Source organism: Streptomyces sp. SID486 (genome assembly GCF_009865385.1).
Classification (GTDB): domain Bacteria; phylum Actinomycetota; class Actinomycetes; order Streptomycetales; family Streptomycetaceae; genus Streptomyces.
The window spans coordinates 1-12,496 of sequence record NZ_WWJT01000671.1 but is presented as its reverse complement, the minus strand read 5'-3'; the positions used below and the strand labels follow the sequence as shown (position 1 = coordinate 12,496).

Here is a 12,496-nt window from a genome sequence, read left to right as displayed (position 1 = left end):
GGCCGTCTCCGGGTCGGGCGCGGCCGTCTGCGGTCCGGGCGTGGCCGTCTCCAGGTCGGGCGTGGCCGTCTGCGGTCCGGGCGCTGTGCCGGCGGTGCGGCCGTCCGGAGCCGGAGCGGCCCCGGGGACGCGGCCGTCCGCGGGCGCCGGGATTCCGCCGGAGCCGTCGTCCGCGGTCGCGGTGGTGGGCCGGGGGGTCCGGGTGGCCAGGCGTTCGCGCAGGTCGGCGGCGCGGCGGCGGGCGTCCCGGACCGTGAGCGGGAGGGGGGACCAGCCGGCCAGCCGGCCCAGGGCCACCACCGGCGGGTACACCGGGGAGACGGCCATCACCTCGGACGGGGTGCCGGTGACCGGGGCGGCGCCGGGGGCGGGCAGCAGGACGACACGGTCGGCGTACTGGATCACCCGCTCCAGGCGGTGCTCGGCCATCAGGACCGTCGTGCCCAGGTCGTGCACCAGCCGTTGCAGGACGGCGAGCACCTCCTCCGCGGCGGCCGGGTCCAGCGCCGAGGTCGGCTCGTCCAGGACCAGCACCCGCGGGTGCGGGGTGAGGACCGAGCCGATCGCGACCCGCTGGCGCTGCCCGCCGGAGAGGGTGGCGATCGGGCGGTCGCGCAGTCCGGCGAGGCCCAGCAGGTCGAGGGTCTCCTCGACCCGGCGCCGCATCACCGCGGGGGCGAGCCCCAGTGACTCCATGCCGTAGGCGAGTTCGTCCTCCACGGTGTCCGTCACGAAGTGCGCGAGCGGATCCTGGCCCACCGTGCCGACCACGTCGGCCAGTTCCCGCGGCTGGTGGGTACGGGTGTCCCGGCCGGCCACCGTCACCCGTCCGCGCAGGGTGCCGCCGGTGAAGTGCGGGACCAGCCCACTGACCGCGCCCAGCACGGTCGACTTGCCGACCCCGGACGGACCGGCCAGCAGCACCAGTTCCCCCTCGAACACCGCGAAGTCGACGCCTGCGACGGTGGGTCGGTCGGCGCCCTCGTACGTCACGCTGACATCATCGAAGCGGATCACGGGTGTTCCCTGGAGACGGTGACGGACTTCGGGACGGCGAACGCGGGCAGCAGGGCCAGCAGGACGGCCGCGGCGGGCCACAGCGGGAGCGTCGGGGCGACGAGGGGGACGACGCCGGGATGCAGCGCCTGCGGGTCCCGGGCGGAGGCGAGCGCGAGCAGCGCGGCCACGGCGATTCCGGAGCCCGTGACCAGCCAGGCGCGCGCGTCCCACGGATCCGGGCGGTACCGGGTCCGGGGTGAACGCCGGCCGCCCAGCCGCAGTCCCGCGAGCGCGGCGGCGACCCCGGCGAGCAGCAGGGGGACGCCGTACACCCCGCCTTCCGCCGTCAGCAGCCCGTACGTTCCCGCGCACACGCCGAGCAGACCGCCGAGGGTGAGCGCGGCCGTCGTACGCCGGACGGGGGCGGGGACCTCGGCGGTACGGCCGTAGCCGCGGGCCTCCATCGCGGCGGCCAGCGCCACCGAGCGCTCCAGCGCGCCCTCCAGGACCGGCAGTCCGACCTGGAGCAGGCCCCGCAGGCCCCGGTCCGGCCGGCCGCGCAGCCGGCGGGCGGCGCGCAGCCGCTGGACGTCGGCGATCAGGTGGGGCGCGAAGGTGAGGGCGACGACCACGGCCACGCCCGTCTCGTAGAGCGCGCCGGGCAGGGACTTGAGCAGACGGGTCGGGCCGGCCAGGGCGTTCGCCGCGCCGACACAGATGAGGAGCGTGGCGAGCTTCAGGCCGTCGTAGGCGGCGAAGAGCACCGCCTCGGCGGTCACCCTGCCGCCCAGCCGGATGCCCTGCGCCCAGTGCGGCAGGGGGACCTCGGGGAGGGTGAGGAGGGTGTGCGTGCCGGGGATGGGGGAGCCGAGGGCCACCGCGAACAGGACGCGGATGAGGATGACGGCGAGCGCGAGCCGGGCGAACGCGGTGTAGGAGCGGGCCCAGGGGGTGGGGGAGCGGTGGGTCGCCACGACGTAGGCGGAGGCCGCGGTGAGGAGGGCCAGGAGGAGCGGGTTGGTGGTGCGGGTGGCGGCGGTGCCGAGCGAGAGGGCCCACAGCCACCAGGCACCCGGGTGCACCATGCCCCGGCCCCGGACGGGACGGGAGCCGCCCCGCTCGACGGCCGGCCGGCCACCGGCCCGCTTGACGCCCCCGACACCCACACGCCCGCCCCGCCGCCCGCCCGACGACCGGAGCCCGTCCGCGTCCGCGGGCACGGTGGACGCCCGGTGTTCGCCTGACGGCCGGAGTCCGCCCGACGGCCGGAGCCCGTCCGCGTCCGTAGGCACGGTGGACGCCCGACGTTCGTCGGACGGCCGGAGTCCGCCCGACGGCCGGAGCCCGTCCGCGTCCGCGGGCATGGCGGACGGCCGACGTTCACCCGAAGGCCGGAGTCCGCCCGACGGTCGGCGCTCGTCCGACGGCCGGAGCCCGTCCGCGTCCGCGGGCATGGCGGACGGCCGACGTTCACCCGAAGGCCGGAGTCCGCCCGACGGTCGGCGCTCGTCCGACGGCCGGAGCCCGTCCGCGTCCGCGGGCACGGTGGACGCCCGGTGTTCGCCTGACGGCTTGTGCTCGGCCGACGGCTTGTGCGCGTCCGGCGGCACGTGCGCGTCCGGCGGCACGTGCGCGTCCGGCGGTATGTGGCCGTGCGGCGGCTCGTGTTCGTCCGGCCGGCTCGCCTCAGCTGGACGCATCGCGACGCCGCCTGGCCTGCCATGCCGCGGCGCCCGCCAGCAGGGCGACCAGGCCCGCGCCGACCGGCAGGCCCAGGGAGGGGCCGCTGTCGTCCGGCTCCGGCGCGCTCTCCTTCTTCGCGGCGCTGCCGGCGGATCCCGAGACCTGCTCGCCGCACCCCTTCGCCGGGTACCCGGCGATCGCGCACAGCAGGGCGTTGGTGTCGTAACGGAGCGGCTTGGCCACGGCGGCCAGCGCGTCCGCGCTCGTCGCGTCGGACGGCACCCGCGCGCACGCCGTACGCCGGCCCGGGGGTGTCTCACCGGACGGCGCGTCCTCGCCGGTGCCGAAGTCGAGGACCAGGGCCACCCGCTTCGTCCCGGGCTTCGCGGGCGTGCCCGCACAGACGGTGGCGAAGTCCGCCGTACCGCGCGGCCGGCTGGCGTCCGCCGAGTCCTCGCTCACCGCGAACCGGAAGCCCTGGACCGTGCCGTCGTCGGGGCGCGCCGACGACGGGCCCTGCGTGGCGTAGGTCCAGTGGCCGCCGGCGCGCTCCCAGAAGGACCAGTAGCGGTAGCCGGCGGCGCCGGCCGGCCCGGCGGAGCCGAGGAGCAGCAGTGCGGCGAGGAGTGCCGGCACGGCACGGCGGACGGAGGTCACGGCTGTCGCTTCTTCCGGCCGCTGAGCAGGAAGCCGATGCCGATACCGGCGACGAGACAGGCGCCGACGGTCCACCAGACGCCGCTGCCGGAGTCCTTCTTCTCCGACGCTTCGTGCTTGCCGGAGTCCATGCTCGGTGCCGGGCCCTGCGCGTTGAGGGAGCTGATCAGGCTGGTGCCGGCGAAGTCGCCCGGCTCCTCCCCGAGGGCGTGCGCGGCGAAGATGAGCTGGGCGTACGCGGCCGGGCCGCTCTGCGTGGCCCACTGGCCGGCGTTCTTCTCCAGCCAGGCGTACGCCTTCCTGGCGGCCGTGGTCCGGCCGTCCGCGGCGAGCGCGACGACGGTGTCCGCGGTGTTGCCGAAGTCGGGCTGGGCCTTGGCCCCGGGCATGGTGGACATCAGGTGGCCGGTCTTCGCGACGGCCGCCGCGAGGTAGGCGCCGGCGTCGTCGGCCAGCTGCTGCCGGGTGGGCCGGCCGGCCGCCGCGCAGGCTTCCTTCGCCGGGGCCTTGCCGGCGGTGGCCGCGAAGCCCTTGCCGAGCGCGCCCAGCAGGCCGGCCGCGGTCGCGTCCGCGTTGGCGAGCAGCCGGCCCTTCTTGTCCGCCTGGAAGGCGAGGGCGCCGCCGCCGTCCTGGTCGCAGGGGACGGCCCAGTCGGGCAGCGCGTCGTACGGGGACCTGCCCGCCTTGCGGACGTCCGCCGGGTCCGTCCCGGCGGCGGTCAGCGCCCCGACGACGACGGAGGTGGAGTTGGCGTCGCTGGGGTCGCCCGCGTAGTAGCTCCAGCCACCGTCCTTGTTCTGCACGGACTTCAGCCAGTTCACCGCCTTGGTCACCGCGGCGCCGTGCCCGCCGGTCGCGGCCAGGGCCTGCGCGGCGGCGGCCGTGCTGTTGGTGTCGGGCTTGACCTTGGCGTCGCAGGGCTCGGCGGGGGCGGCGCGGAAGGCGGCGAAGGAGCCGTCGGCGCACTGCTGTCCGGTGAGCCAGTCCACGGCGGCGGGGGCCGGCCGGTAGCCGAGCGTCCGCTGGGCGAGCAGGGTCAGCGACTGCCGCCACACGCCGTCGTACGTCGGGTCCCCCTTGCCGTACAGCCCGGACGGAACCGTCACCGCGGCGGACGGGGACGGGCCGGCGGCGGTGGCGGGCGCGGCGGCGGCCAGCACACCTACGGCGGCGAGGGCCGCGGCACTGCGGCGGACGTTCATGGTGGGCGACTGCCTCTCCTGTGGGGAGCCGGGCAGCGCACGGGTGACCCCGGGCGGCTCGGCTCCGTGAACCTCGACGATGCGGGCGCGGCGGACCGCCGGCGCACGCGAGCCGGTCAACGTCCCGTCCGAGGCGGTCCGGCGCACCGTCCGGGAGGCCGGGCCCGCCGCACGGACCGGGGCATCCCCTGCCCGGTCGAAGCCGAGGACCTGGGGAAGGGTCAGCGCCGGAATCGCACCGGCTTCCCCCCGTACGGGTGTGATGACGACTCGGGCCACTTTACCGGCCGCCGCGCGCGGGCCGAGGGGTGGCCGTGGGCACACGGCCGCGGTGACCGGGGTCACCGCCCACGGGCGGGTTCTCGGGCCGCGCAAGTCCCGGCCGTCGGTGCCACCGGCGCCGGGGTTCTCGGGCCGCGTACGTCCCGGCCGTCGGTGCCACCGGCGCCGGGGTTCTCGGGCCGCGTACGTCCCGGCCGTCGCCGCCACCGTCGCCGGGGTGCTCGGGCCGCGTACGTCCCGGCCGTCGGCGGGGTGACCTGGTCAGGGAGCTGGTGTGGCGTCGGTTCAGGACGCTCGCACTGGTCGTGGGCGGGGGGCACCGCCCCGCGGGCGGGTTCTCAGGCCGCGTACGTCCCGGCCGTCGGCGCCACCGTCGCCGTGAGGTGGCGGGCCATGCGGCGCAGGGTCTCCTCGCACTCCGCCGCGTCCTCGCCCGTCGCCACCCAGTGGGCGAGGCGGTCGGCGGGGTCCGCGTGCGCGGCCGCCGTCACCGGGTCGCCGGTCCGCCGGGTGAGGACCATGCGCTCGGCGGCCGGCTCGTCCGCGGCGGCGGGATCCAGCCGCAGGTGGGTCAGGCGGCCGGTGGCGGCCGGGTAGGCGAACTGGACGGCGGCGGCCCGCTGGCGGGTCGGGGTCACGTCCGGGTGCCGGCCCGTGGCCAGCGCGGCGGCGGCCCCGGCCAGGTCCACCCCGGTGGCCCGTTCCACCAGCAGCGGGATCAGGTCGCCGGGCAGGTGCGGGGTCACGCCCAGGACGCGGGGGCCGCGGGCGGTCAGCCGCAGGGTGAGGTGCGCGACCGTGTGGGAGAGGCCGAGGGCGCGTACGGCCCGCTCGACGCACTGGCGCAGGAACCGGTTGTGCAGCAGCCCGTCGTGGGCGTGGACGCAGTGCCGCAGCGGGCGCCGGGCGGGCGGCGGACCGGGGGTCGTACGGGTGAGCGCGACGATGCGGACCTCGTCGTCCAGCACGACGGCCTCGGCGGACACCAGCGGCCCGTCCGTGGCCTCTGGGCCGTCCTCGGGTCCGGCCGTCGGCACCCCGTGCCGCGCCAGCAGCGCCCGTGCCGCGGCGGGGTCGGCGCAGGCCGCCGCCGTCTCGTACGGCAGGCCCGGCACCCCCAGCCGGGCGGCGGCCCGCGCGGCGCTGACCAGATGTTCCCCGGACCACGTCAGCACCCCGCCGACCGGGGCCCCGGCCATGTACCGCAGCACCGCCTCGGCCGTCCCGGTCCCCCCGGCCGGGTCGGCCGCCAGCCGGCCGGCCAGGTACGGGCGCGTCCAGGCGGGCGGATCCGGGTCGACGAGCAGCACCGGGCACACCGCGGCGATCCGGGCCAGCGGGAACTCGCCGCAGACGTCGTGACCGCCGGCCCCGAGAAGGACGACAGGCTGTGCCATGGATGCCTCGGCCTTCCACGGGGGGAAGGCGGACGAGAAAACGCCCCCGGTGCCGCTCCCCCATAGGCGGCACCCGGGGCGGGTATCGGATCTTGCTCTCCGTGCAGTGATCCTCACCCACCGCGCCCTCAACTGTCAACGATAGCTGCGTAATTAGGCAGGGAGTGTTGTCACGCTGGTCGGCGGAGGAGCGAGCGGGTAGCCTCGCGCCAAGCCACCGAACGCATGACACGCCCAGGGGGGACCTCGGTGAGTGACGCCCACGCCGCGTTGACCGAGGTCCTCGGCCGGCTCGGCGAGCTGACCGGCCGGCCCGGCCGGCTGCCGGAGGCTCTCGACGTGGCCGGGCTGTCGTACCGCACCGGCATCCCCGTGGGCACCGTCGTCGAACTGCTCTGCGGGGGCCGGGCCGCGGAGACCTGCCTGGCTCAACGCGTGCGCCAGCGACTGGACTTCATCCGGGAGACCCGGCGCCGCCCCGACGGAAAGCGGTACTCGCTGGACGAGCTGGCCAGGATCGCCGGGACCAGCCGGCAGTGGCTGAGCGTGTGGCGCAAGAGCGGGATGCCGAGCCTGGAACACGCGGACCGGCTGCGCCGGTTCTTCGGCCTGCCCGCGGGCTTCTTCACGGCGGACGAGCCGGAGGCGCTGCACGAGGCGCTGCAACCGGTGCTGCAGGACCTGGAGGCGCAGGCGGACCCGCTGCTGCGGCTGCGCGAGTGCGGGCTGGTACGACTCGCCGCCCGGGCCCCGCAGATGAACGCCCGGCAGCTGGCCACCCTGGCCGACCTGGCCGAGATGATCATCACCTCGGAGCGGGCGGGGGACGCCGGCCGTGCCTGACCACTCCGCCGGGCCGGGACACCCGCGGCCGGCACCGTCCGGGAGGCACGGCAAGTCCGCCAAGCGCTTCCTCGACCGGCTCGTGCGCGACACCGTCCGCACCCTGACCCCGCCGACCTCCCCGCAGGTGTTCCTGCACGCGCTGTGCGCCACCCTCGGTCCGCAGGTGGACCGCCCGGTGCGGCTGAAGTTCGTCGCCTTCCCGCCGGGCCTGGGCCTCTCCGGGCTCACCCTCGCCCGGGACGAGGAGTACATCGTCGTGGTCGAGGAACGGGCGCCGGACCCCCACAAGTTCGTCATCACCGGGCACGAGATCGGCCACATCCACTACGGCACGCTGGACGTGCACCACCCGGCCGGTCTGCCCGCCGCCGCCCGCCGGCTGCTCGCCCGCCCCGAGGAGGACATCCCCTGGGAGCGGGTGGTCACCCTGGCCGCCCGCTCGTCCGCCGACGCGGCGGCCGCGGCCGAGTGGGCGGCCGAGGAGTGCGGGCTGCGCCTGGCGGCCAAGTTCTCCAAGGTCGTCGGCCCGGGCGCGGCCGGCCGGATGACCCAGGACACCCTCATCGACCGGCTCTCCTCCTCCCTGGGCAACATCGGCGGGCCCTGATGCGCTGGGACGTCTGCGGCTCCCTCGCCACCTACGCCGTCCCGGCCGCCCTGCTCGCCGTGGCCTTCGTGATCAAACTGCCGCTGCTGCGGCGTGCCTGGCAGGACCCGATCCTGCGGGCCACCGCCCTGCTGCTCGGTATCGGCGCGGTCGTCTTCGCCTCGCTGCCGCCCGCCAGCCTGCACCGCATCAACCTGCTCGTCGGCATCCCCAACTTCGCCAGCCTGTGGGTGTACTCACTGCTGGCCGTCTACTGCGGGGCGTGCCTGTGGCTCATCATCACCTGGCGCGAACCGCCCTCCGCCGTCCGCCGCAGGCGCACCCGCCTGGTCTGGATGGCGTACACCGTCATCGTCGTCGGCCTGTGGACGACGTTCCTGCTCGGCGACCACCGGGCGGAGCGGCTGCGGGACTTCGACACCTACTACGCCGATACGCCCTGGATGCGCGAGTTCGTGCTGCTCTACCTGCTCGCCCACCTGGTGTCCGCGCTGGTGGCGGCCGGCATGCTGTGGGCCTGGTACCGGGAGCTGGAGGACACCTGGCTGCGCCGGGCGGTGATCTCCCTCCAGGAGGCGTACGCCCTCGGGCTCGTCTTCGACATCGCCAAGCTCGCGGCGATCGTGGCCCGGTGGAGCGGCCGGGACTGGGACTGGCTGTCGACGTACGTCGCGCCGCCGTTCGCGGTCGTCGAGGCGGTCCTGGTGGCCGTGGCCTTCATCGCCGGCCAGGCCGGTCCGCTGCTCGCGGAGCGCCGGCGGCTGGTGCGCACCCACCGGCGGCTGAAACCGCTGTGGCAGACCATGCTGACGGTCACCGCGCCGGCGGCGCCCGCGACCGGCCGGGTCAGCGGTGCCGCCCTGCGCCTGGAGCTGCGCCGTGCCGCCATCAACGACGGCCTGCTCAAGCTGGCCCCGCACCTGTGCGCGGCCCGGCGGGAGCGGATGCGGCGGGCGACGGCGGCGGCGGGCTACCCGGAGTCCGTGGCACGGGGCATCGCGGCGGCGGTGGACATCCGCGTCGCGGCCGAGCTGCTGCACGCGCCGCCCGACGGCCCCGCCCGTGCGCCGGCCGCCGACGACCCCCCGGAGTCCGGGTCCGCCTGTGTCCTCGACAGCGAACTGGACGTCGTGGCGCACGCGTTCAAGTTCCACGCGCCGGCCATCGAGCGGTTCCGCCGGCAGGCGGTCGCCATGGAGTTCCCGGCCGCGTCCGCCTGACCCGCCCACCCGGCCGGCCCCGCCCCGCCGGCCACGCCCCGCCGACCAGGGCCCCGTCGGTCCCGCCCCGCCGGTCCCACCCGGCCGGCCACGCCCCGCCGACCAGGCCCCCGCCGGCCACGCCCCCGCAGGCCCCGCCCCCGCCCTGCCCTCACACCGCGATGTAGGCCACCGGCCCGCTGCCCGGCACCGGCTCGGCGCGGCCCTGCTTCACCAGCCGCCGCAGGTGCGACTCGGCCTCCGAGACCGCGATGGTCCTCGATCCGTAGGGGATGTCGGCCCAGGGGCGGTTCCACTCCATGCGCTCGGCGAGCTGCCAGGGGGTGAGGGGCTCGGCGAGAAGGCCGAGGAGGCCGGAGAGGCGGTTCGCGTGATGCTCCAGCAGCACCCGCACCCGGCCCGGGGCGTCGGTGAAGGCGTGCTGGTGGGCCGGGAGGACCTCGGCGGGGGAGAGGAGCCCGATCCGCTCCAGGGAGTCGAGGTAGTCGCCGAGCGGATCGGTCACGGTCGCGTCGTCCGGGTCCTCGTACAGGCCGATGTGCGGGGTGATCCCGGGCAGCAGGTGATCCCCGCTGAACAGCCGCCCGTGACCGGGCAACCGGGCCGGATGCTCCTCCTCCAGGTGCAGGCAGACATGGCCGGGCGTGTGCCCCGGGGTCCAGACCGCGCGCAGCCGGCGGCCCGGCAGGTCGAGCAGTTCGCCCGGGACGATGTCCCGGTCCGGCAGGGCGGGCGAGAGTCCGGGCACCGTCCGGCCGCGCGGCGCCCGGAGCGGGGCGACGTGCTCCCGCGGCGCACCGGCCGCCGTCAGCTTGTCGGCCATGTACGAGAACCAGCGCTCCGGCCGGCTCTCCCGGGCCCGGCGCACGATCGCCGCGTCGGCCGCGTGCAGCGCCACCCAGGCGCCGGAGGCGTCGCGCACCCGCGCCGACAGGCCGTGGTGGTCGGGGTGGTGGTGGGTGACCACCACGCCGTACACCTCTCCCACGGTCGTACCGCACGCGACCAGCCCGGCGGCGAGGGTGTCCCAGGAGGCGGGGTCGTCCCAGCCGGTGTCGATCAGCACCGGGCCCCGGTCGGTGTCCACCACGTACACCAGCGTGTGTCCGAGGGGGTTGTCCGGGATGGGCACCCGCACGGACCGTACGCCCCCGCCGTGATCGAACGCCGTCACCATCGGGCCTCCCCCTCCGCCGCACGGCGGCCATGGCCCACTATAACCAGAACTGACGATCCGTCAGCATGCCATGGTGCGCGGCGCTCCCACCGTCGCCCGTCCCGCCGGTCCGGGCCGCCCGGAACCGGCCATTGCCCCCTATAACTAGAACTGGTATCAGTTCTGAAACAGCGTCAGGACGTTGCGGTGCGGCGGGAGGCAGTCGGCCATGACCGAGCTCGTGGAACACGGACAGCTGTTCATCGGCGGGGAGTTGACGGACCCGCTGGGCCGGGACGTCATCGAGGTGATCTCGCCGCACACCGAGGAGGTCATCGGCCGGGTGCCGCACGCCTGCCGGGAGGACGTGGACCGGGCGGTCGCCGTCGCGCGCCGCGCCTTCGACGAGGGACCCTGGCCGCGCGCCACCCTGGCGGAACGGATCGAGGTCGTCACCCGCATCAAGGACGCCGTCGCCGCCCGGCACGAGGAGATCGCCCGGGTGATCTCATCCGAGAACGGCTCCCCGTACTCCTGGAGCGTCCTCGCCCAGGCGCTCGGCGCGATGATGGTGTGGGACGCGGCGATCCGGGTCGCCCGGGACTTCACCGCCGAGGAGCGGCGGGACGGCGCCCTCGGCCCGATCCTGGTCCGCCGCGAACCGGTCGGCGTCGTCGCCGCCGTCGTCCCCTGGAACGTCCCGCAGTTCGTCGCGGCCGCCAAGCTCGCCCCGGCTCTGCTGACCGGCTGCACGGTCGTCCTCAAGCCGTCACCGGAGGCGCCGCTGGACGCCTACCTGCTCGGCGAGATCGCGCGCGAGGCGGGGCTGCCCGAGGGGGTCCTGTCCATCCTCCCCGCCGACCGGGAGGTCAGCGAGTACCTGGTCGGCCACCCCGGCATCGACAAGGTCTCCTTCACCGGCTCGGTCGCGGCGGGCAAGCGGGTGATGGAGGTCGCCGCCCGCAACCTCACCCGGGTCACCCTCGAACTGGGCGGCAAGTCGGCGGCGCTGGTGCTGCCGGACGCGGACCTGGCGGCGGCGGTCGCCGGCATCGTCCCGGCGGCCTGGATGAACAACGGCCAGGCGTGCGTGGCCCAGACCCGCATCCTCGTCCCGCGCGCCCGCTACGACGAGTTCGCCGACGCCTTCGCCCAGGCGGCGGCCGCGCTCACCGTCGGCGACCCGCTCGACCCGGCCACCCAGGTCGGCCCGCTGGTCGCCCGCCGCCAGCAGCAGCGCAGCCTCGACTACATCCGGGTCGGCCAGGAGGAGGGTGCCAAGATCCTCACCGGTGGGGGCCGCCCGGCGGGCCTGGAGCGCGGCTGGTACGTCGAACCGACCCTCTTCGGCGACGTGGACAACTCCATGCGCATCGCCCGCGAGGAGATCTTCGGCCCGGTGATCTGCCTCCTGCCCTACGGCGACGAGCGGGAGGCCGTGCGGATGGCCGACGACTCCGACTACGGCCTGTCCGGCAGCGTGTGGACGGCCGACGTGGAGCACGGCACCGACATCGCCCGGCAGATCCGCACCGGCACGTACTCCGTCAACACCTTCAGCCTGGACATGCTCGGCCCCTTCGGCGGCTACAAGAACTCCGGTCTGGGGCGGGAGTTCGGGCCGGAGGGCTACGGCGAGTACCTGGAGCACAAGATGATCCACCTGCCGGCGGGGGCATGACGATGGGTGACCGCTGGCACGTGGAGGTCGACCGCTCCGTCTGCATCGGCTCGGCCCAGTGCCGCCACCACGCCCCCGACGGCTTCCGCCTCGACTCGGCCCGCCAGTCCCACCCGTCCGAACCGGAGACGGACGCGAGCGAAGGCATCCTGGCGGCGGCGGAGAGCTGCCCGGTGGAGGCCATCACGATCACTCTCCTCGGCAGCGGGGAGGCGGTGTTCCCGCCGGAGGACTAGCGAGCGCTCCGGCGTCGCGTGGTCGCACCCCGCCGCCCGCCCCCCTGCACCGGCACGGGTACTGCTCACGCACCGGCACGGGACGGCTCACGCACCGGCACGGGACGGCTCACGCGAGGCCGTCGGCGGCTGACCGCCGGGCCCGCTCCCGCGCGGTACGCCGCAGCCGGGGGCCCCGGGAGCGGCCGCGCGCGGCAGGAAAGCGGCGCCGCTCGTCGTCGGAAATTGGTATGAAATGGGGGGTTCCGTCGGACATTACCGCTCTATGCTGGAAGCAGCCTACGAGACGAGTGAGGGAGTCCAACCGGAGTAGCCGACTCAGGCGAGACGCGCGAGCATCCGCCCGGGCCGACGGCGACGGTGGGGCTGAGAGGCCGGAAGGCAGCAGTCAGGCCGGACGGCGACCCCCATGACCTGATCCGGACCATGCCGGCGAAGGGAACCCGTCTCGTAGGTCTTTCGCGTCCCCCCCGGGGCGCGTGCCCCGCGCCCGCGGCCCCGCGTCGGCGGCCCCGCGCGGCCGACCCGTA

At 75.9% G+C, this 12,496-nt stretch carries 11 protein-coding genes; 5 read left to right on the top strand and 6 right to left on the bottom strand.

What is annotated here, in order from left to right; all coding sequences use genetic code 11:
- The 5 genes from GT045_RS31315 to GT045_RS31295 all read right to left on the bottom strand — a co-directional run.
- Window positions 1–1,017 (bottom strand): ABC transporter ATP-binding protein (locus GT045_RS31315; RefSeq protein ID WP_345942811.1); only part of this gene is annotated, 1,017 nt, incomplete at its 3' end.
- A complete protein-coding gene (locus GT045_RS31310) occupies window positions 1,014–2,084 on the bottom strand; it encodes an energy-coupling factor transporter transmembrane component T (RefSeq protein WP_161336248.1) in 1,071 nt (356 codons plus the stop codon). The genes GT045_RS31310 and GT045_RS31315, both read right to left, overlap by 4 nt.
- A gap of 601 nt (window positions 2,085–2,685) precedes the next feature.
- Window positions 2,686–3,339, bottom strand: coding sequence for an SCO2322 family protein (locus tag GT045_RS31305; RefSeq protein ID WP_161336245.1), 654 nt, complete (start codon window positions 3,337–3,339; stop codon window positions 2,686–2,688).
- Window positions 3,336–4,541, bottom strand: a complete 1,206-nt coding sequence (locus GT045_RS31300) for a prenyltransferase/squalene oxidase repeat-containing protein (RefSeq protein ID WP_161336247.1) — start codon at window positions 4,539–4,541, stop codon at window positions 3,336–3,338. Before GT045_RS31300 ends, GT045_RS31305 begins: the two co-directional genes overlap by 4 nt.
- A 620-nt stretch (window positions 4,542–5,161) precedes the next feature.
- Window positions 5,162–6,220 carry a hypothetical protein gene (locus GT045_RS31295; protein ID WP_161336244.1) on the bottom strand — a complete coding sequence of 353 codons (1,059 nt, stop codon included), beginning with the start codon at window positions 6,218–6,220 and terminating at the stop codon, window positions 5,162–5,164.
- A gap of 249 nt (window positions 6,221–6,469) precedes the next feature.
- On the opposite strand from GT045_RS31295, the gene GT045_RS31290 reads away from it, so the two are divergent.
- The 3 genes from GT045_RS31290 to GT045_RS31280 are packed head-to-tail and all read left to right on the top strand — an operon-like array spanning window position 6,470 to window position 8,893.
- Window positions 6,470–7,063, top strand: coding sequence for a helix-turn-helix transcriptional regulator (locus GT045_RS31290; protein WP_161294616.1), 594 nt, complete (start codon window positions 6,470–6,472; stop codon window positions 7,061–7,063).
- The gene (locus GT045_RS31285; RefSeq protein ID WP_345942810.1) at window positions 7,056–7,673 is read left to right on the top strand and encodes a hypothetical protein; all 618 of its coding nucleotides are present in this window, start codon (window positions 7,056–7,058) and stop codon (window positions 7,671–7,673) included. Before GT045_RS31290 ends, GT045_RS31285 begins: the two co-directional genes overlap by 8 nt.
- Window positions 7,673–8,893 (top strand): MAB_1171c family putative transporter, encoded by a 1,221-nt coding sequence (locus tag GT045_RS31280; protein ID WP_161336243.1) that lies wholly within the window; start codon window positions 7,673–7,675, stop codon window positions 8,891–8,893. The genes GT045_RS31285 and GT045_RS31280 overlap by 1 nt, the downstream gene beginning before the upstream one ends.
- Before the next feature lie 151 nt (window positions 8,894–9,044).
- Here GT045_RS31280 and GT045_RS31275 read toward each other — a convergent pair whose 3' ends face one another.
- Complete coding sequence (locus GT045_RS31275; RefSeq protein WP_161336242.1) at window positions 9,045–10,070, bottom strand: MBL fold metallo-hydrolase; 1,026 nt, start codon at window positions 10,068–10,070, stop codon at window positions 9,045–9,047.
- Window positions 10,071–10,278: 208 nt separating this feature from the next.
- On the opposite strand from GT045_RS31275, the gene GT045_RS31270 reads away from it, so the two are divergent.
- The gene (locus tag GT045_RS31270) at window positions 10,279–11,730 is read left to right on the top strand and encodes an aldehyde dehydrogenase (RefSeq protein WP_161336241.1); all 1,452 of its coding nucleotides are present in this window, start codon (window positions 10,279–10,281) and stop codon (window positions 11,728–11,730) included.
- A gap of 2 nt (window positions 11,731–11,732) precedes the next feature.
- Entirely contained in the window at window positions 11,733–11,966 is a 234-nt protein-coding gene (locus GT045_RS31265) for a ferredoxin (RefSeq protein WP_161290662.1), read from the top strand.
- Window positions 11,967–12,496: the final 530 nt, after the last annotated feature.

Excerpts from the sequence above, each read along its gene's own strand:
- GT045_RS31310 (WP_161336248.1), bottom strand. The coding sequence starts at position 2,084 with ATGGTGCACCCGGGTGCCTGGTGGCTGTGGGCCCTCTCGCTCGGCACC.
- GT045_RS31300 (WP_161336247.1), bottom strand. The coding sequence starts at position 4,541 with ATGAACGTCCGCCGCAGTGCCGCGGCCCTCGCCGCCGTAGGTGTGCTG.
- GT045_RS31295 (WP_161336244.1), bottom strand. The coding sequence starts at position 6,220 with ATGGCACAGCCTGTCGTCCTTCTCGGGGCCGGCGGTCACGACGTCTGC.
- GT045_RS31280 (WP_161336243.1), top strand. The coding sequence starts at position 7,673 with ATGCGCTGGGACGTCTGCGGCTCCCTCGCCACCTACGCCGTCCCGGCC.
- GT045_RS31275 (WP_161336242.1), bottom strand. The coding sequence starts at position 10,070 with ATGGTGACGGCGTTCGATCACGGCGGGGGCGTACGGTCCGTGCGGGTG.
- GT045_RS31270 (WP_161336241.1), top strand. The coding sequence starts at position 10,279 with ATGACCGAGCTCGTGGAACACGGACAGCTGTTCATCGGCGGGGAGTTG.
- GT045_RS31265 (WP_161290662.1), top strand. The coding sequence starts at position 11,733 with ATGGGTGACCGCTGGCACGTGGAGGTCGACCGCTCCGTCTGCATCGGC.